The sequence below is a fragment of the Tardiphaga sp. GW822-FHT04G09 genome (assembly GCF_058800725.1).
The window spans coordinates 63,949-82,617 of the sequence record NZ_JBXAMO010000015.1 but is presented as its reverse complement, the minus strand read 5'-3'; the positions used below and the strand labels follow the sequence as shown (position 1 = coordinate 82,617).

The following is an 18,669-nucleotide window of genomic DNA, read 5'->3' as shown; positions in this document are numbered from 1 at the left end:
GTCAGTTCGGCAACCATCCGCGCTGGCGCCCTGGCCAGAGCGAGCGAACAGAAATCTTACGCCGCGGCTGCGTGGCCCAGCGCGTCGACGATGGCATCCACCACTTCCTCGACCATCACGCGATCATCGCCCTCTCCCATCACGCGGATGACCGGCTCCGTGCCCGACGGGCGGATCAGGAGACGACCATGGCCGTTGAGCCGCTGTTCACCCGCGGCGATGGTGGACTTCACTTCCGCATCATCAAGCGGCTTGCCACTGCGATAACGCACATTCTTCAGGATCTGCGGCAGCGGATCGAACAGATGGCAGACTTCCGACACCGGCCGACCAAGCTTGGTCACCACGGCCAGCACCTGCAGCGCCGCTACGAAACCGTCGCCTGTCGTCGCATGGTCCGACATGATGATATGGCCGGAGGGTTCGCCGCCGACATTGTAACCTTGCTGCAGCATCTGCTCGAGCACATAGCGATCGCCCACCGCGGTGCGGATGAGGTCGATGCCCTGCCCGTTCAGGAAGCGTTCCAGACCGAGATTTGACATCACGGTGGAGACAATGCCCGGCTTGGCGAGCCGCCCGTCTTCCTTCCAGCTCTGCGCGATAACGGCAAGCAACTGGTCGCCGTCGACCAGATGGCCACGCTCGTCGACCATGATCAGCCGATCGGCGTCGCCGTCCAGCGCAATGCCGATATCGGCGCGCATCTCGCGCACCTTCCGGCTCAACGCTTCCGGTGCGGTCGATCCGCATTCCTTGTTGATATTGAAACCATCCGGCTCGACGCCGATGGAGATAACGTCCGCGCCCAGCTCCCAGAGCGCCTCCGGCGCCACCTTGTAGGCGGCGCCATGTGCGCAATCGATGACGACGCGCAAGCCATCGAGGCTGAGATTTCGCGGCAGTGTGCGTTTGGCGAATTCGATGTAACGATCATGCACCCCGTCGATGCGGCGCGCGCGACCGAGGCTGGCGCTCTGCGACAGTTTCTTGTCGAGATTGTCGTCGAGCAATTCCTCGATCTGCTTCTCGACATCGTCCGACAGCTTGTAGCCGAGCGGTCCGAACAGCTTGATACCATTGTCCTCGAACAGATTGTGCGATGCGGAAATCATCACGCCGAGATCGGCGCGCATCGACTTGGTCAGCATCGCCACGGCGGGCGTCGGCATCGGCCCGACCAGCAGCACGTCCATGCCGACCGACGTGAAGCCTGCCACGAGGGCATTTTCGATCATGTAGCCGGACAACCGGGTGTCCTTGCCGATCACGACTCGATGGCGGTGTTCGCCGCGTTGAAACACAAGACCTGCTGCCTGCCCGACCTTCAGTGCCAGTTCCGGCGTGATCAGACCATTGGCGCGGCCGCGAATGCCGTCTGTCCCGAAATATTTACGGCTCATGGTAACCCCCAATGCCTCGCGCTTTACGCGAGAACTCAAACCCGTCTCAGGCAACCACCCATTGGCAGCGCCATATATGTGACGGACTTATAAGGCTCCGGCCCCTAAAATCGCTTCAAAAAATATGATGAATCATTACCGAGACCCGCAGCACGCGATCAGCCACAAGTCATTGATATTACTTGTATATCACAATTTTATGCAGCACCTTCGATAGCATCGACTGACGGAACCCAGCCAGCTCAGCCCTTTCGCTTGATATGCGCGTCCGCCTTTGAATGGGCAGGTTGGGTCACACTGACCGGATCGGAGCCCGGAAAAGTCTCTTCCAATCCTTCATCCAGCGCAACTTCCAGCTGTCGCTTTTCTTCGTCCGAGGCTGCCCTGCCGTGAGCTTTGCCGACCTTGGGGGCCGCTGGATCTGTCTTGGAGCCCGACATTCTGCCCTCCTTCAGTTTCGACGACATCCCGATGACAAGGATGATATGGCGGACCGCCTAACCATGCTAGATGACACCGAAACAAGCAAATACAAGCAAAGACAAGAACGGCTGGGACATCTCATGAAGCATATCACCTGCATCGAAGATCTTCGCCTCGAGCATAAGCGCAACGTGCCAAAGGCGTTCTTCGATTATGTCGACCATGGCTCCTATAGCGAAGACACGTTCCGTGCCAATTGCGAGGACCTGCAGAAACTGAAATTCCGCCAGCGTATTCTGGTCGACATCGCCAATCGCGACACCTCGACAACGATCCTCGGTGAAAAGGCCACCATGCCGCTGATCTGCGCGCCGGTTGGCTCAACCGGCATGCAATATGGCGACGGCGAAATTCATGCCTGCCGCGCAGCGCAGGCGGCGGGCATCCCCTATACGCTCTCGACAATGTCGATCAATTCGATCGAAGACCTCGCCGAGAATGTCGAGAAGCCGTTCTGGTTTCAGCTCTATGTCATGAAGGATCGCGGCTTCATCAAGGAGCTGATCGAACGCGCAATCAAGGCGAAGTGCAGCGCGCTGGTGCTGACCGTCGATCTGCAGGTGATCGGCCAGCGTCATGCCGACATCAAGAACGGTCTGTCCGTGCCGCCGCAGCTCTTCAACCTGAAGAACATCATCGACTTCGCCAGCAAGCCTGGCTGGCTGATGCGCACGCTGAAAGCCAAACGGCGCAACTTCGGCAACATCGCCGGCTTCGTGAAGAATACCGACGATCTCGGCTCTGTCGCGCAGTGGACGGCATCGCAATTCGATGCGTCGTTGAACTGGAAGGACCTCGACTGGATCCGCAGCATCTGGCCCGGAAAGATCGTGATCAAGGGCATTCACGATGTGGAAGATGCCCGCGAAGCCGTGAAGGTCGGCGCGCAAGCGATGGTCGTCTCCAACCATGGCGGACGTCAGCTCGACGGTGCGCCGTCGTCGATCTCGGTACTGCCGGGGATCGCCGATGCGGTCGGCTCGGATATCGAAGTGATGTTCGACAGCGGCATTCGCTCTGGTCAGGACGTGATGCGCGCGCTCGCGCTCGGGGCGAAGTCCTGCATGATCGGCCGCGCCTATATCTACGGTCTCGGTGCCTATGGCGGCCCCGGCGTGACCAAGGCGCTGGACATCCTGCGCAACGAACTCAGCGTGACCATGGGCCTGTGCGGCGTGAATTCGATCGCCGAGATCGACAGGCACGTGCTGGTGCAGTGAAGCGCGGCTCTTCCTTCTCCCCCGCATGAAGCGGAGCTTCGCGCGGGGGAGAGGTTACGCCTTACATCGGCGGTGTCAGCCCATCCAGCCCGACATTGACCCGCGCCGTCTCGAAGGAGCCGTCATCCTTCTTGGTAGCGCCCATGATGATGATCTTGGCGCCGGGCTTGAGTTCATCCTTGTTGCCCGGCACGAAAGTGACGATCGGTGTATCGGGCGTCACGGTCACTTTCTTTTCCCCGTCCTTGTATTTCACCGTCACCGTCTGGCCGTCGGTGGCCTGGACTTTCTGATCGACAGTGGCATTGGTCATGCTGCTATTGGGCCGCAGATCCCAGGGGCGCGAGCCCTCGCCGGTGCCGCGCATCGCCTCCGGAAAGATATGGATCGCGATGGCCTTCTGCGTGCCATCGGCCTGCGGCATGCCGGTCACGCCGATATAGGAGCCGGGCTTCACCTCGGCCATTGTCGTTCTGGCAATGCCGGTCACGGTGACATTGTCCGTCATCTTCACTTTCCGCTCATCGCCTTCGCGCGTTTTGATCGTCAGCACCGCGCCATCGACGGCTTCGATGGCCCCGCGAATGCGGAGGGGCTGCGGCTGTTGCGCCGACGCGGCGGATATCAGCAATGAACCAGCGAGAAGCGAGCCCGCGAACAAGCGAGCCGAAGTCGATACGATCGAAACCATAGGGGAATTTCCTTTGAAGACAGCGCCCAGCACTGCAGATGGAAACCCTGTGGTTAAACCGCTATTCCCCGCTCACGCCACTGTGAGATCGGCCTCGACGAGGCGCCGCAGTTCCGGTGTCACCTCGGGGCGCTGCCCGAACCACAGCTCGAAGCCACGCACAGCCTGATACAGCAACATGCCGAGTCCATCCGCCGTGCGGAGGCCTCGCGCGCGGGCGGCGGCGAGCAGCGGCGTGTCGAGCGGCACGTAAACGAGATCGGCGACGACCGCCTGGTCGGGCAGCAGATCGAGATCGATGATCAATGGCGGCTGGCCACCCATGCCGAGCGACGTGGTGTTCACCAGCAAGGATGCGCGCGGCAATATGCCGGCGACGTTCTCCCACGCCAAAGGCGCGACCCGCGAACCGAATTGCGCAGCCATCGCCTCGGCACGATCGAGACTGCGATTGGCGACATGGACATGCTTGATGCCGCGCTCCAGCAATCCGAACACCACCGCGCGTGACGAGCCGCCGGCGCCGAGCACCAGTGCATCGTCGGTATGGTCCCAATCGTGCGCCGCATGATCGAGATTGTCGATGAAGCCTTCGATATCCGTATTGGTCGCGCGCAGCGTGCCGTGGTCGTACCACAACGTGTTGGCGGCCCCGACCGCGCGCGCGCGGTGATCCGGTGAGGTCAGCTTCAGCACGCGCTCCTTGTGCGGGATCGTGACATTGGCGCCGATATAACCATGCTTGGACAGGTTCATCACGAATTCGGCCACGCCTTCCGGTGGAATCGACTCGATGCTGTAACCGCCCGGAATATCCATGCTGCGCAGCCAGTGATGATGGATCAGCGGCGAGCGCGAATGCGCGGCAGGCCAGCCTATCAAACAGGCGGCGCGGGGCTTGGTCTCGTTCGACATCATTCATCCTTCGCTTCAAGCGGAAGCGTGCCTAGCATAAAAATCAAGCAGGGGCTCTTAATCATCAGACAGTTTTGCGGCGCACAGCAAGTCCGACAACCATGCAGACGATCAATACTGCAGCTGCGAGCAATGACCTATACCGTCAGATCGACGCCTCCTGGATCGCTGCAGCGCGTCGGATCTTGATCTCGCTGACGGCCGCAGCAACATCGGCACAATATTTGACCAGCGGTGGTCGCGCGCCGTGGGTCAGCAGCGCCCGGCGCACGCCCTGCGAGGTTCCGGTGAGAATGACGCGGACGCCTTGGCGCCTGGCCTTCTCGGCAATGCCCTTGATCGCATTCGCAGCGGTGGAATCCAGGAAGGGCACCGCGGCAAAATCGATCACGAAAGCCTTGTGGCGACTGGAGAAGCCGTCGAGCACCGACCCGATGGTCGAGGCAGCGCCAAAGAAGAACGCACCGGTGATGCGATAGACCAGCACATCCGGATCGCTCGCGAGGTTCGCATCATATGGCGCGCGGTCGCCATTGGCATCATCTGCGCGATCGGCAGCGACCAGCGGCCCGTCAGCCTCTATCCCCGTGACCTCCGCCATGCGGTGGATGAACAGCACGGCGCCGAGCGCGAAGCCGACCAGGATGCCTTCGGTGAGATCGCGAAAAATGGTCAGCAGGAACGTTGCCAGCAGGACCAGCGCATCACCCCATGACGAACGCAGCAGCGTGATGAACTCATGCTTCTCCGCCATATTCCACGCCACCACCGCCAGCACGGCGGCCAGCGACGCGAGCGGAATGTAGCTCGCCAGTGGCGCTGCAATCAGGATGAAGGCCAGCAGGAACACAGAATGCAGCATGCCCGAGACCGGCCCGTGTGCCCCCGCCCGGACATTGGTCGCGGTCCGCGCAATGGTGCCGGTCACGCAGATTCCGCCAAACAAGGCTGAGCCGATATTGGCAATGCCTTGCGCCACCAACTCGCAGTTCGACCGGTGCCGCCGCCCGGTCATGCCATCGGCAACAACCGCCGACAAAAGCGATTCAATGGCGCCGAGTAGTGCGAAAGCGATGGCATCGGGCAGGATGGCTTGCAATTTGGCGACCGACATCGCGGGCAGCGTCGGCAACGGAAACGATTGCGGAATGCCCCCGAAGCGGGTGCCGATGGTTTCCACGGGTAACGCCAACAAAGCTGTCACGACGGCGCTCGCGACCACTGCGATCAGAATGCCGGGCCATGATGGCCGCAGCGCCCGGAGCCCGACAATGATCGCGAGCGAGACGATGGTAACGGCAACGGCCGCAGCGTTCACTGTCGGCAACGCTGAACCCAGTGCCTCCAGCTTGGGAATGAGATCTCCCGGCTCCTTGCCGGCCAGCGTCAGCCCCAACAGATCCCTGATCTGGCTGGCGAAGATGATGACGGCGATGCCGGCCGTGAAGCCGACCGTAACCGGATAGGGAATGAACTTGATGTAGGTGCCAAGCCGGAGATAGCCGGCCGCCATCAGAAAAACGCCCGACATCATGGTGGCGAGGATCAGTCCGTCCACGCCATGGCGGCTCACGGTGGCAGCCACCAGCACGATGAAGGCGCCGGCCGGGCCACCGATCTGAAAACGGCTGCCACCGAGCGCAGACACAAGGAAGCCGCCGATCACAGCGGTGATGAGGCCACGATCCGGCGACGTCCCCGAGGCAATGGCAATCGCCATCGACAGCGGAAGCGCGACGATCGCCACCGTTAAACCGGACAAGATGTCAGCGCGCAGATCGGCGATGCCGTAGCCTTCGCGTAGCACCGTGATCAATTTCGGCGTGAACAGTTCGACGAAGGTCGGCTGATGCGCCCCCCGCGCGCGATTTCTGGACATGTCCATTCCCGACTCGCCCCTGTCACCCGCCGCTGATCTCGATCGAGGCCGCGGCCCGTTCTCAACCCGTCAGCTTGGCTCTTCCGGTTTCGGAGGCGGACCGGGTTGTTTCAGCCTCACGCCTCTCCCGCCGGAATCGCTGCGAACATTTTCGCCGATCAGATCGACGCCCGAGCGATTCAGGGCATCGACAACCTTGATCAATGAATCCACCACGCCTCGGACGTTGCCATCACTCGCTTCCATGCGCTGAATCGTCGGTAGCGAGACGCCGGCCAGTTCCGCCAACCGCTTTTGATCGATCCCCAACAGCGCCCGCGCCGCGCGCATCTGAAACGATGTGATCAAGTTAATCTTCCTGTTTAGAGAGTCTTATATCAAACATAAAACGGCTTCAATGATGTATAAAACATCATAAGCCGTCTGGAATCGATGCCTACAGCAAACCGGCCCAGCGCGCGGGCGAACGCAAGGTTACTCCGCCAAGTCAGCAATATCCGGGATCGTCCCCCGCCAGGCCCTCACATTTACTTCAAGAGCGATGCCAGATGGGCAAGGGCGTTCGGGATGGGCAGACACGTGCTGGCGACCGGGAAGCGCGCAGCCTCACGGGCTGATCCCGCTGAGGTTCGCCACAAAATCATCCACGGCGGCGCGGCCTTCGAATCTGATTTTGACGTTCGGGAACTGCGCGAACAGCGCCTGATGGCCAGCATACGACGTGGACGTCGTTCGCTGCCAATAACCATCCGCCCATCCGAGAAAATCTGCATGCTGCTTGGCTGTTGCGCCGCGCCAGGGACCACGTAGCGCCAGGCTGTCGCGGCAGACCTGTGGGCTCATGTCGAGCCAGATCAGCGCGGTCGCGCGCGGAAACGCCGCTTCGGCCAGCCAGCCATAGACGCCTTCGATGATCCAGTTCGGCCTGGCGGCAAGGGCGGCAACCCGCTCCTTTGCGTCCTCCTCGTCGCGCTTCACACCGACCCTGTCCAGCCAATGGATATGATCGAGATCGGTGCGTTCGCCGCCGACGCAGCTCTCAAGTTGCCGCGCCAGCGTGCTCTTGCCCGAGCCGCTATTGCCGATGATCACAACCCGCGGCCCAAGCATCATGGGCCACTGTACTAAGCCGCCACCCGATGCGCTGCAACGATCTGTTCGGCGGCGCGGCCACTGACTTCCGCCATGTGATCGAAGCTGCGCGTGAAGCTGCCGGCACCGGCGGTGGCCGAGCGCAGCTCCACGATCAGGTCGCCGATCTCCGCTTCCGGCAGGAGTGCCCGAACCGTATCCCAACCCGGCCAGTTGTCCCGGGTATCGAAGCCGAGGATCTGGCCGCGCCGTCCTGACAGGATGGCATTGACCTTGGCCGTGGCCTCGGTGGGACAGACGATTTCCACCGTGTGGATCGGCTCGAGAAGCACCGGCTGGCATTGCGGCAGCGCCTCGGTGAAACCGATGCGGGCGGCCGTCCGGAACGCCTGATCGGATGAATCGACGCTGTGATAGGAGCCGTCGGTGAGCGTCACCGTCACGTCGATAACGGGGAAACCGAGCGGACCGCGCTGCAACCCGTCGACAATACCTTCCTGCACCGCGGGAATGTAGTTGCGCGGCACTGCGCCGCCGACCACCTTTTCCTGGAATGCGAAGCCTTCACCGCGCGGCAACGGACCTATCTCCAGCACAACGTCGCCAAACTGGCCGTGACCGCCGGACTGCTTCTTGTGCCGGCCGCGCTGGGTGATCGGTTTGCGGATGGTCTCCTGATAGCCGATCACCGGCGCATGCGATTTGACGTTGATGCCGAAGCGTTCGTGCAGGCGCTCCATCGCCACGCGCAGATGCATCTCGCCCTGCCCCCACAGCACCACGTCATGGGTTCGCGCGTTGTTGACGACTGTGAGCGACGGATCTTCCTCGGTCAGCCGCAGCAGCGCCTGGCCAAGCTTGACGTCGTCCTTGCGATCGGCGGACGCCAGCGCCATGGCCAGCACCGGCGACGCAGCGATGACATTCACCAAAGACGTAGGCGCAGTCTTGCCGGTCGAGATCGTGTCGCCGGTCCTGACGTGATCGAGCTTGCCGAGCGCGACGGTCTCGCCCGCTTCGGCCGATGCGCGCTTGCTGTCATGTCCGCCGTTCACCGCAAGAATGCCGGAGAGACGTCCGCTTTCGCCGGACGAGGACAGCAATGTTGCGCCATCATCGAGATGACCACTCAGCACGCGCGCGTAAGACAGCTTGCCGCCATGCTGCAGATTGCTGGTCTTGAACACGTAACCGATCGCATCCTTGCTGTCGGGCACGCCGAGGCGCTTCGCCGTCTCGGCGACGCCGGGTGCCTCGTGGCGCAGCGCCTTCATCAGCCGCAACACGCCGTTCTCGCGCATCGCCGAGCCGAGCATCACCGGACAGATCAGGCCCTCGCGCAATTCGCGCGCGAGATCGTCGAACACAGCGTCGGCCGGCGGCGCGATGTCTTCGAGCAGCTGCTCCATCAGCGCGTCGTCGTGATCCGCAAGCTTCTCCAGCATGGAGAAACGCGCCTCCCTCTCGCGGTCGAGATCGCCGCCTTCAAGCTTGATGACTTCGGACGCCTTGTGCTCGCGGTAGACGAAAGCGCGCTCCAGTGCGAGATCAACGAAGCCGGCGATCAGATCGCCGTTCCAGATCGGGATCTGCCGTAGCACCAGCGGCACGCGCGAGGCCGGCTGCAATGTAGCCAGCGTCTCGCGCACGCGCCTGTGGGCGCGGTCGATCTTGTTGAGAAACAAAAATCTGGGAATGCCGAGGTCTTCGAGCTCGCGCAGAATCAATTGTAGTTGCGGCAGTTTTCGCGCATCTGCTTCGCAGACCACGATCGCCGCATCGACAGCGGGCAGTGCCGCGCGCATGTCATGCGCGAATTCCACCGAGCCCGGACAGTCGATGAACGTGTAGCTGTCACCCATGAAGGTGGTGGTGGCAACGGTGAGGCCGACGCCCATTTTGTGGGCTCTGGCTTCCGTATTGGCATCGCCGATACTGGTGCCATTATCGACGCTGCCAGCCCGCGGGATCGCCCCGGTGCGGGCCATGATCGCTTCAAGCAGTGTGGTTTTTCCGCTCTGGAAAGGGCCCACCAGTGCAATGCATTTTGCATTGCCTTGTGGACCGCGGGGACTTCTCAGGTCTTGTCCCATTGCCGCCTCCTCATGTGGAGCTCGGCCCATGATTGGGTCGGCGGCTGATGCTCCGCCCGGTCCGGATATTTGGCAAGATGGAAAAGTTGCTGCGCTGCGATGGTTGCAGCAGACGTCATCCAACACATCGCGGCACAAAAAATCCGGCTTCACGCGAGGCGAAGCCGGATTGAACCCGATGGATGATCGGAGGACGCGGTCAGCGGCCTGGACGCAGTTCCAGACTCTGCAGGCCGGCGGCAATGTTCAGGCCGGTCGAGCCCTGCAAGCTCAATGGCTGCAGCGCGATCGAGTTGGAGGACCCGCCTACCAGCACATTCGCGCCAAGGCCGACACCGAATGACGCGCTGCCCTGCGCTCCCGCGTAGTTGCCGGAGAGATCGCCCTGACCGGCATAATTCACTGGCGCGAATACGGCCCATGACAATGCGGTTTGCTCGGTAATGCCGAGATCAAGTCCGACCTTGCGGACGGTCGCGACATAAGGCTGGTCCGGACGACCGGCATTGGTGAGTACGCAGCCAAGGTTAGTGACCGATCCGACGACGAAGCCCATGCTGGCACCACCACGGCAATTCAAGACGCCGAGCTGCACCGTCTGGGGAGATTGCGCCTGTGCGCTGGCGGCAACGACGGTCGTGGCGGCAAGACCGAGAAGAAGCGAGAGGCGGCTCATCGTGTGATCTCCGGGCTGAACGGTGTGATGCAGGATCGCCGACGCGGCAGTCTCCATCAATTCCGCGTCAATACAACTATCCATAGCCAATGATACCGTTCAATGACAGTGACACACGCGCGAAGCGCGCAACAAAAAAGGCCCGCTCGCGCGGGCCTTTTCGTTAACCTTGCCGATCACCAGCGATCCGCGCGTCGCGCGGACTGCGCTTGCGATTAGTGATGACGGCGATGACGCTTGTGGCCACGCACCGGGGCAGCCGGCTGCAGGTCGAGCTGCACGATGCCGCTGGCGACGTTCAGGCCGGTCTGGCCCTGCACCGAGATCGGCTGCAGCGAATAGGTGTTGCCCTGACCGCCAACCAGGAAGTTGCCGCCGAAGCCGACGCCAACCGATGCATTGGTGCCGACGCCGCCGTAGCTGCCGGCGAGCGCGCCGCGCGGCACGCGGGTGGTCGGAGCGAAAGCAGCCCACTGCACAGTGGTGTTTTCGGTGAAGCCGAGATCGAGGCCGAAACGGCGGATATTGGCAATGTAACCTTCAGCGCGGCCGCCGGCGCTCTGGAAGACGCACTCGAGGCGCGCATTCGAACCGAGCACGTAGCCGACATTCTGGCCGCCACGGCATTCCAGCACGCCGACCTGCACGCTGCCGGGCTGCTGTGCGTTTGCGGTCGCAACGGACGCCGCAAAGGCCACGGCCGTCAGGCCGAACATCTTGGAAAGTCGCATAGTCTTACTCCACCTTGGGGTTTTGATAGCGAGGGGACAAGAAGGAAGCGCCGTGTCGAAAACAAGGCGCTTCCCGAAATAAGCCCCGAAATCGTCAAAAGTTTCGGAGCAGGTTTTGTTACCGGAGATTTCCGCAGAAGCGCTGGATGCGCTTGCAGGCATCTTCGAGGTCCGACGTCTTCGTCGCATAGGAGATGCGGAATGCCGGGCCAAGGCCAAAGGCCGAACCCTGCACCACCGCGACGCCTTCGGTTTCCAACAGTTCTGTGACGAAGTCTTCGTCATTGGCGATAACCTTGCCCGAAGGCGCAGTCTTGCCGATGGTGCCGGCGCAGGACGGATAGACGTAGAACGCACCTTCCGGACGCGGGCAGTCGATGCCCGAAGCCTGATTCAGCATCGCCACCACGAGGTCGCGGCGTTCCTTGAACACGGCATTGTTCTTCGGGATGAAATCCTGCGGACCATTCAAGGCTTCCACCGCCGCCCACTGCGCGATCGACGACGGGTTCGAGGTCGACTGCGACTGGATCGTCGCCATTGCCTTGATCAGCTCCGCGGGACCACCGGCGTAACCGATGCGCCAGCCGGTCATGCAATAGGCCTTGGAGACGCCGTTCACGGTCAGCGTGCGATTGAACAGAGACGGTTCGATCTGTGCCGGCGTGGTGAACTCGAAGTCGTCATAAACGAGGTGCTCATACATATCGTCGGTCATCACCCAAACGTGAGGATGCTTCACGAGGACATCGGTGAGCGCCTTGAGCTCCGACTTTTTGTAGGCGGCGCCGGTCGGGTTCGACGGCGAGCACAGGATGATCCACTTGGTCTTCGGCGTGATCGCCGCTTCCAGCGCGGACGGCTGCAGCTTGAAGCCGAATTCGGCGGTGCAGACCACGGATACGGGCGTGCCGCCAGCCAGGGCCACCATTTCCGGATAGCTCACCCAGTACGGCGCCGGGATGATGACTTCGTCACCCGGGTTCAGCGTCGCCATCAGCGCGTTGTAGAGCACCTGCTTGCCGCCGGTGCCGACGATGATCTGGTTCGGCTTGTAGGTCAGGCCGTTCTCGCGCTGAAACTTGCCGATGATGGCTTCCTTCAACTCGGGAATACCGTCCACCGCGGTGTACTTGGTCTTGCCGGCCTCGATGGCGTGAATCGCCGCCAGCTTGATGTTCGCGGGGGTGTCGAAATCGGGCTCGCCCGAACCAAGGCCGATGACGTTGCGGCCGGCTGCTTTCAGCGCACGTGCTTTATCCGTCACCGCGATCGTCGCGGACGGCTTCACACGGTCGAGCGCAGCGGACAAAAACGACATCATCTTCTCCTGGGAAAGGTCGCAGACCCGCGGCCGGCAACGTCAAAATGGCTGATCCTGCTGGGATCGGCGCACCCTAATGCGTGCGACGTTGCATCGCAAGAAGCTTGGGTAAAAACACATCTGGAAGTGATGCAATTCAGCAAGCGTTAAACGGAGGACGGTAGCGTCATTCGCACGCCGCAATCGACGATTTGAGCCAAAATGCACCCTTAGAATGATCCGGATCTGGCAGCACATTGAAAGCGGCGCATGGCTGACCCTCGAACGCGTGCGGGCTTACAGCCTGATCGTGCTCGCTCTGGGCACATTGGCCTTCGCCGGCTGGATTGCGGTCTCGGACGGCGTGATCGACCGCAATGGCAGGCCGATCGGGACTGATTTCTCAAGCTTCTACACCGCCGGAGCGCTCGCCCTCGAGGGCAAAGGCCTCGATAGTTATACGGTAGCGGCGCACTACGCTCGCCAGCAGCAACTTTTCGGCAGCGATACCCCATATTACGCCTGGTTCTATCCGCCGATTTTTCTGCTGGTCGCAACTCCGCTGGCAATGCTCCCTTACCCGCTCGCACTTGCTGTCTGGCAGGGCGGCAGCTTCGTATTCTATCTGCTCGTGATCTCGGCGATCCTGAAACGAGCCGCCCTACCTGATGCGGCCCATCGCCTTTGGCTACCGGTAGCGATGGCGTTCCCAGCGGCGTTCATCAATCTCGGTCATGGTCAGAACGGCTTTTTGACCGCGGGCCTGTTCGGCAGCGCCCTGCTCGCACTTCCGCGACGCCCTTATCTTGCAGGCATCCTGTTTGCGCTGATGGCCTACAAGCCGCAATTTGCCATCGTCATTCCGCTGGCGTTATTCGCGGCGGGCCAATGGCGATGCATCGCTGCATCAACTATCACCGTCATCGCTCTCACGGGTATCACGAGCGCCTTGTTCGGCATCGACTGCTGGATCGCTTTCGCATCCGTTACTGAGACGTCTCGTCAGCTCCTGCTCGAACAGGGACAGGTCGGATTCGAGAAACTGCAAAGCGCATTCGCGGCAATACGGATGTGGGGGGGAAATATCGCATCCGCGTATCTCGTCCAGGGCATCGTCTCGATGGCCGTGATTGCAAGCGCAGTCTGGGCGTGGCGCGTCGCACGCGACACAAATCTCAAGGCCGCAATCCTGTTGATCGCAACCCTTCTCGCTTCGCCGCACGTGCTCGATTACGATCTGATGCTGCTCGGTCCAGCCATTGCATTCATGGTCGTAACCAGCTTGGGCAGAGGTTTTCGCGATTATGAGATCAGCCTGCTCGCATTGACCTGGATCATGCCGCTGCTGACGCGCAGCATCGCAGGCGCCATCGAACTGCCGCTCGGTTTCCTGGTGATGATCGCTTTTTATATCATCGTGCTGCGGCGCGCCCTCGCCGACAACAGCACGTCACCGCGCCTTCACACACGGATCGCGGCAGCGTGATCTTCCATTGCGGAATGCTGCCGGACATACATTTTTCTCAATCCAGATTGTCGCAGCCGTTTTCGACTTTTTCCACTGTTCGGGCCTTGCGACAGGCTCGCATCAGCATCATTGTCTAACCGCGATATGCGTTAGCCGATCGCGCAATTGCCTCGACCTGAAATGAATTGAACACCTGCGAATGTACAAACTCTATTCGATGCAGCGCTCCGGCAATAGCTACAAGGTTCGCCTCGCGCTGGCGCTCTTGGGCGCGCCCTATCGCGCCATCGAAGTGGACATCCTGCGCGGCGAGAGCCGCACGCCGGAATTTCTGGCCAAGAACCCGAGCGGCCAGGTGCCGTTGCTCGAGATCGCCGAGGGCCGCTATCTCGCCGAGTCCAATGCCATTCTCTGGTATGTCGCGATCGGCACGTCGCTGGCGCCGGAATCGCGGATGGACCGTGCCGAAGCATTGCAGTGGATGTTCTTCGAACAGCATGCGCTGGAGCCGAATCTGGGTGCCGCCTATTTCTGGCTGTGCCTGGTCCGCGGTGGCCGCGACCTGCAAACCCACGCGCTGGAAGACTGGATGGAGCGTGGCTATGCCGCGCTGCAGGTGATGGAAAATCACCTCAAGACCAACGACTTTTTCGCCGCCGGCCAGCTGACCATCGCCGACATCGCGCTGTACGGCTACACCCACGTGGCCGAGCAGTGCGATTTCGACCTCTCCAGCTTCCCATCCGTGCAGCGCTGGCTGCGCCTGGTTGAGGCTCAGCCACGCTTCGTCACGATGGACTGGCACCCGGTCTCGCTGGAATACGACACTTTGGACGTAGCTGCCGGGGCATAAGCCGCAAATAGCGGGCATAACGGCGCGGAATGCCATTTTCTCGCCACAGTCGCGTCAATTTCCGCCCAAATCTCGCCCGCCGTAGCTGCGAATTTGTAGTACGCGGGTGATTCGCCCGCGATTTGAAGGATTTACGGCCATGATACGGTCGCTTCGCGTGGGTGCAGGATTTCAGGCACGCCCCACGTCCATTGCATCCACCCGGTTGACCCACGCCGTTGCGGCGTCGCTCGCACTTGGCTGCCTGTCGCTCTGCTTCATCCTCGCTCTCACCGTGATGTCGATCCGGGTAGCGAGCGCGATGCCGCTCTGACGATCCCGACACTCCATAAACACTCACCCGCGATGCCGCGCATCGTCCATGCAACCCGCGACTCCGTGATGGAGCCATTCCGATGAAAAGGCCCGTGGTCTGGGTCACCGTCACGCTCACGGCCGCCATCGTCGTGACCGCGACCCTTCTGATCGCCACGACCACCCGTGGCGAAAACACGTCGTTCGGCTCGTCGGCCGGCAGGCTGGAGGTGCAGACCATCGCCTCCGGTCTCGCTCATCCATGGGCGCTCGCCTTCTTGCCCGAAGGCCGCATGCTCGTCACCGAGCGGCCCGGCCGCATCCGCATCGTCTCGCCGCAAGGACAGTTGTCGCCTGCCGTGAAAGGCGTGCCCGATGTGATGGCCGTTGGCCAGGGCGGTTTGCTCGACGTCATCACCGACAAGGACTACACGCAGAACAATACGATCTACTTCTGCTACTCGGAACGCAGTGGCAGCGGCGGTCGCACAGTGATCGCGCGCGGCAGGCTGGTCGAGGGCACCACGCCGAAAAATGAGTCAGGAAATGAGCCAAGACTCGACGACATGAAGGTGATCTTTCGCCAGGACGGTCCGCTATCGTCGGGCTATCACTTCGGTTGCCGCATCGTACAGGCCCCCGACAGCAACCTGTTTGTCACGCTCGGCGAACACTATAGCGGCCGCGAGCAGGCGCAGACTCTCGATAACCATCTCGGCAAGCTGATCCGCATTGCGCCGGACGGCTCGGTGCCGAAAGACAATCCCTTCGTCGGCCGCAACGGCGCGAAGCCGGAGATCTGGAGCTACGGTCATCGCAATCCCCAAGGCCTCGCCATCAATCCCGCGACCGGCGACTTGTGGGAGACCGAGCACGGCCCGCGCGGCGGCGATGAAGTCAACATCATCGGCAAGGGCAAGAACTACGGCTGGCCGGTGATCGGCTACGGCATAGATTATTCCGGCGCCAAGCTGCATGACAGCGCGTCGAAGCCCGGCATGGAGCAGCCGGTGAAATACTGGGTGCCGTCAATCGCCCCGTCAGGCATGACGTTCTATACCGGCGACCTCTTTCCGCGCTGGCGCGGCAGCCTGTTCACCGGCGCGCTGGCCGGCCAGACGCTGGTGCGGTTGCAGCTCAACGGAAACACGGTCGCGTCCGAAGAGCGTATCCTGCAGAATCTCAACGAGCGCATCCGCGACGTCCGGCAAGGACCGGACGGCGCACTGTGGCTGCTGACGGACAGTTCGGCGGGACGAATCTTGCGGATCACGCCAGCCGCAAAGTAAGCGGTCGTTACGACCACTTGTGGAAAATGAAGAACGCCCCGAGCGCGATGAAGGCAAAGCCCAGCGCGTGATTCCAGCCGAGCGGCTCCTTCAGATACAGCACCGAAAATGCCGCGAACACGACCAGCGTGATGACTTCCTGCATCGTCTTCAACTGGGCGGCATTATAGACCTCGCTGCCCCAGCGATTGGCGGGCACCGCCAGCCAGTATTCGAAGAAGGCAATGCCCCAGCTCACCATGACGACAAGGGGCAAGGAGTGATCCTTGAATTTTAGATGGCCATACCAGGCGAAGGTCATGAAAATATTCGAGGCCAGCAGCATCAGAATGGGCAACAGCAGCGGCGGAACGGTGAACGGCATTCGATCGGGATCCTTTTGAAGTCTCGGCGCTAACATCTGGGGGCTATCGCCGGTTCCAGTAGCATCGATAGCATTTGAAGCGAACAAGAGGAAAATAATGCCCGGCCTATCCACGCGTCCTTAGCGATACCATCGGGAAACTGTGGGCCTTTCTGCAACCAGCGGCCAACCTGTGCTTCTTACCTATGTACGGACACAGGTACAGCCGATGCAGAGCGACTGGCGAGTTCTTCTCGATCCGAGAGTTGAAACGGTGATCATCGTGATCACAGCCGTCGGGATCACTTTGGCAATCCGCCTCCTCCGGCTGCGGCGCGCAGCCCGGGCCCGCGAATACGAGCAACATGCCACCGCCCAGCGCCTCTCCGCCGCACTCGACCGCATAGATATCGGCGTCGTCCTTCTGAATGCCGACACCCGCGCCGAATTCATCAACCGCGCCTTCCGCGACTACTTCACGCTCCCCGACGAGAAAGCCGACAGCAAGCCTCCGCTGATCGCACTGATGTATCATGCGCGCGATACCCACATTTACGCCCTACCCGACGACGAGGTCGACAGCTTCATCGCCAGGCGCGTCGAGATGATCCGCGCCGGCACTTCCACGCCGACGACATTGCGCCTCTCCAATGGGCGGGTGCTGCGGATGAGTTGCGCTGTGCTGCCCGATGGCGGGCGGATGCTGAGCTACACTCCGGTGACCGACCTCATTCGTCACACTGACGACCTCTCGGAGCGCGACTATTATCTGGCGCTGCGCGAAGGCGACGTGTTCAGCTCCCACCGGCTGGACGCGGCTGAATAGGGCGCAAGGCCACCTGTGGATATCTCGGGTTGTCATGGCGATGTCACTCGCCCCGGCTAGGCTCCTCATGCAGCCGGTTGCTTCCCCCCGTCGCCGATCGGGTGCTTCCCCAGCGGTCTCCGTCAGTTGCCGCGCTGACCGGGACCGCTTCTTTTTGCCTCGCAGCTGACTTTGCCTGCGGAAGCCGGCCTCGGTATAAGAAACTCATGATCCGTTTCGCCGCCGTCCTGCTCTCCTTGACCATACTGACGCTGCTGCTGGCGCCGTTTCAGCTCATCGCGCTCGCTTTCGGGCTGCGCTGGCAGACGAGCATTCCGCATCTGTTTCACCGTCTCCTTTGCGCGCTGATCGGCGTGCGCATTCACGAGGTCGGCAAACGGACGACAGATACACCTGTCCTGATCCTCTCCAATCACGTCTCATGGCTCGACATCATCATCATCGGTGCAAGGGCGCCCGTGGTATTCGTCGCCAAGAGCGAAGTCGCCAAATGGCCGGTGTTCGGCTGGCTCGCCAAACTGCAGCGGACGATTTTTGTCGAACGCGAGCGCCGCCAGAAGACGGGCGCGACGGCGCAGGAAATCGGCGACCGCATGTTGTCTGGCGACGCGGTCGTACTGTTCGCGGAAGGCACGTCCAGCGACGGCATGCGCGTGCTGCCATTTCGCTCGGCACTGGTCGGCTCTGTGCATCATGCGCTCGGCGATTCCACAAGTCACAGACAGATCACTGTGCAGCCGATGTCCATCGCCTATGTCGGCTTCGGTGGCTTGCCGGTCGGCCGCGCCTTTCGTGAGAACGTGGCGTGGTATGGCGACATCGATCTGATCCCGCATTTCATCGGCATCCTGTCGTCGGGCGCCATCGACGTCGTCGTGAGCTGGGGCGAAGCCGTCGCCTATGACACGTCCGCCGACCGCAAGACCATCACGCGCAACGCGGAAAACGCCGTGCGGCGCATGACTTCCGCAGCCTTGCGCGCCGGTCCGCCCAGGAAATCCGCCGCTGCGCTCCCGGCGCCGGCTGCGCCGGAGCCGGCGGTCGCCTGATCTGCTGCGCGACTGCCATGATGCCCCGCACCTTGCTGCACGACGGCGCGCGCGCCATAAC

The 18,669-nt window shown here is 61.7% G+C and carries 19 protein-coding genes; 7 read left to right on the top strand and 12 right to left on the bottom strand.

From position 1 onward, the window contains the following. Window positions 1-56 precede the first annotated feature (56 nt). Together glmM and AC1RLZ_RS22250 are read right to left on the bottom strand one after the other, a co-directional pair. On the bottom strand, window positions 57-1,403 hold the full coding sequence (gene glmM, locus AC1RLZ_RS22255) for a phosphoglucosamine mutase (protein ID WP_371421142.1): 1,347 nt from the start codon (window positions 1,401-1,403) through the stop codon (window positions 57-59). A gap of 242 nt (window positions 1,404-1,645) precedes the next feature. Next, window positions 1,646-1,843 (bottom strand): hypothetical protein, encoded by a 198-nt coding sequence (locus AC1RLZ_RS22250; RefSeq protein ID WP_371421143.1) that lies wholly within the window; start codon window positions 1,841-1,843, stop codon window positions 1,646-1,648. A gap of 123 nt (window positions 1,844-1,966) precedes the next feature. Here AC1RLZ_RS22250 and AC1RLZ_RS22245 point away from each other — a divergent pair, with 123 nt between their 5' ends. After that, entirely contained in the window at window positions 1,967-3,106 is a 1,140-nt protein-coding gene (locus AC1RLZ_RS22245) for an alpha-hydroxy acid oxidase (protein ID WP_371421144.1), read from the top strand. A gap of 61 nt (window positions 3,107-3,167) precedes the next feature. Here the strand turns inward: AC1RLZ_RS22245 and AC1RLZ_RS22240 are convergent, their stop codons facing one another. The 9 genes from AC1RLZ_RS22240 to AC1RLZ_RS22200 all read right to left on the bottom strand — a co-directional run bounded on the left by AC1RLZ_RS22240 (window position 3,168) and on the right by AC1RLZ_RS22200 (window position 12,504). Then, window positions 3,168-3,797, bottom strand: a complete 630-nt coding sequence (locus tag AC1RLZ_RS22240; protein WP_493190358.1) for a hypothetical protein — start codon at window positions 3,795-3,797, stop codon at window positions 3,168-3,170. A gap of 72 nt (window positions 3,798-3,869) precedes the next feature. Next, a complete protein-coding gene (locus AC1RLZ_RS22235) occupies window positions 3,870-4,715 on the bottom strand; it encodes a shikimate dehydrogenase (RefSeq protein ID WP_493190357.1) in 846 nt (281 codons plus the stop codon). A gap of 142 nt (window positions 4,716-4,857) precedes the next feature. Then, on the bottom strand, window positions 4,858-6,597 hold the full coding sequence (locus AC1RLZ_RS22230) for a SulP family inorganic anion transporter (RefSeq protein WP_493190356.1): 1,740 nt from the start codon (window positions 6,595-6,597) through the stop codon (window positions 4,858-4,860). Window positions 6,598-6,660: 63 nt separating this feature from the next. Further along, a complete protein-coding gene (locus tag AC1RLZ_RS22225; protein WP_371421148.1) occupies window positions 6,661-6,939 on the bottom strand; it encodes a helix-turn-helix domain-containing protein in 279 nt (92 codons plus the stop codon). 258 nt (window positions 6,940-7,197) lie between these two features. Beyond that, window positions 7,198-7,704: a P-loop NTPase family protein gene (locus tag AC1RLZ_RS22220; protein WP_493190355.1), complete on the bottom strand. Its 507-nt coding sequence runs from the start codon at window positions 7,702-7,704 to the stop codon at window positions 7,198-7,200. Between the two features lie 11 nt (window positions 7,705-7,715). After that, entirely contained in the window at window positions 7,716-9,776 is a 2,061-nt protein-coding gene (locus AC1RLZ_RS22215) for an elongation factor G (protein ID WP_493190354.1), read from the bottom strand. Between the two features lie 199 nt (window positions 9,777-9,975). After that, window positions 9,976-10,452 carry a DUF992 domain-containing protein gene (locus tag AC1RLZ_RS22210; protein ID WP_493190353.1) on the bottom strand — a complete coding sequence of 159 codons (477 nt, stop codon included), beginning with the start codon at window positions 10,450-10,452 and terminating at the stop codon, window positions 9,976-9,978. Between the two features lie 215 nt (window positions 10,453-10,667). Next, complete coding sequence (locus AC1RLZ_RS22205) at window positions 10,668-11,183, bottom strand: DUF992 domain-containing protein (protein ID WP_371421152.1); 516 nt, start codon at window positions 11,181-11,183, stop codon at window positions 10,668-10,670. Between the two features lie 118 nt (window positions 11,184-11,301). Continuing rightward, complete coding sequence (locus AC1RLZ_RS22200) at window positions 11,302-12,504, bottom strand: pyridoxal phosphate-dependent aminotransferase (protein WP_493190352.1); 1,203 nt, start codon at window positions 12,502-12,504, stop codon at window positions 11,302-11,304. Between the two features lie 217 nt (window positions 12,505-12,721). On the opposite strand from AC1RLZ_RS22200, the gene AC1RLZ_RS22195 reads away from it, so the two are divergent. The 4 genes from AC1RLZ_RS22195 to AC1RLZ_RS22180 all read left to right on the top strand — a co-directional run bounded on the left by AC1RLZ_RS22195 (window position 12,722) and on the right by AC1RLZ_RS22180 (window position 16,390). Continuing rightward, a complete protein-coding gene (locus AC1RLZ_RS22195; protein WP_493190351.1) occupies window positions 12,722-13,972 on the top strand; it encodes a glycosyltransferase family 87 protein in 1,251 nt (416 codons plus the stop codon). A 181-nt stretch (window positions 13,973-14,153) separates the two neighbouring features. Further along, a complete protein-coding gene (locus tag AC1RLZ_RS22190) occupies window positions 14,154-14,807 on the top strand; it encodes a glutathione S-transferase family protein (RefSeq protein WP_371421154.1) in 654 nt (217 codons plus the stop codon). A 139-nt stretch (window positions 14,808-14,946) separates the two neighbouring features. After that, complete coding sequence (locus AC1RLZ_RS22185) at window positions 14,947-15,120, top strand: hypothetical protein (RefSeq protein WP_493190350.1); 174 nt, start codon at window positions 14,947-14,949, stop codon at window positions 15,118-15,120. Between the two features lie 82 nt (window positions 15,121-15,202). Next, window positions 15,203-16,390: a PQQ-dependent sugar dehydrogenase gene (locus AC1RLZ_RS22180; RefSeq protein WP_493190349.1), complete on the top strand. Its 1,188-nt coding sequence runs from the start codon at window positions 15,203-15,205 to the stop codon at window positions 16,388-16,390. A gap of 7 nt (window positions 16,391-16,397) precedes the next feature. Here AC1RLZ_RS22180 and AC1RLZ_RS22175 read toward each other — a convergent pair whose 3' ends face one another. Continuing rightward, entirely contained in the window at window positions 16,398-16,754 is a 357-nt protein-coding gene (locus AC1RLZ_RS22175) for a DMT family protein (RefSeq protein ID WP_371421157.1), read from the bottom strand. A 253-nt stretch (window positions 16,755-17,007) separates the two neighbouring features. Here AC1RLZ_RS22175 and AC1RLZ_RS22170 point away from each other — a divergent pair, with 253 nt between their 5' ends. Then, window positions 17,008-17,559 carry a PAS-domain containing protein gene (locus AC1RLZ_RS22170; protein WP_493190348.1) on the top strand — a complete coding sequence of 184 codons (552 nt, stop codon included), beginning with the start codon at window positions 17,008-17,010 and terminating at the stop codon, window positions 17,557-17,559. Window positions 17,560-17,765: 206 nt separating this feature from the next. Further along, on the top strand, window positions 17,766-18,608 hold the full coding sequence (olsA, locus tag AC1RLZ_RS22165) for a lyso-ornithine lipid O-acyltransferase (protein ID WP_493190347.1): 843 nt from the start codon (window positions 17,766-17,768) through the stop codon (window positions 18,606-18,608). Window positions 18,609-18,669: the final 61 nt, after the last annotated feature.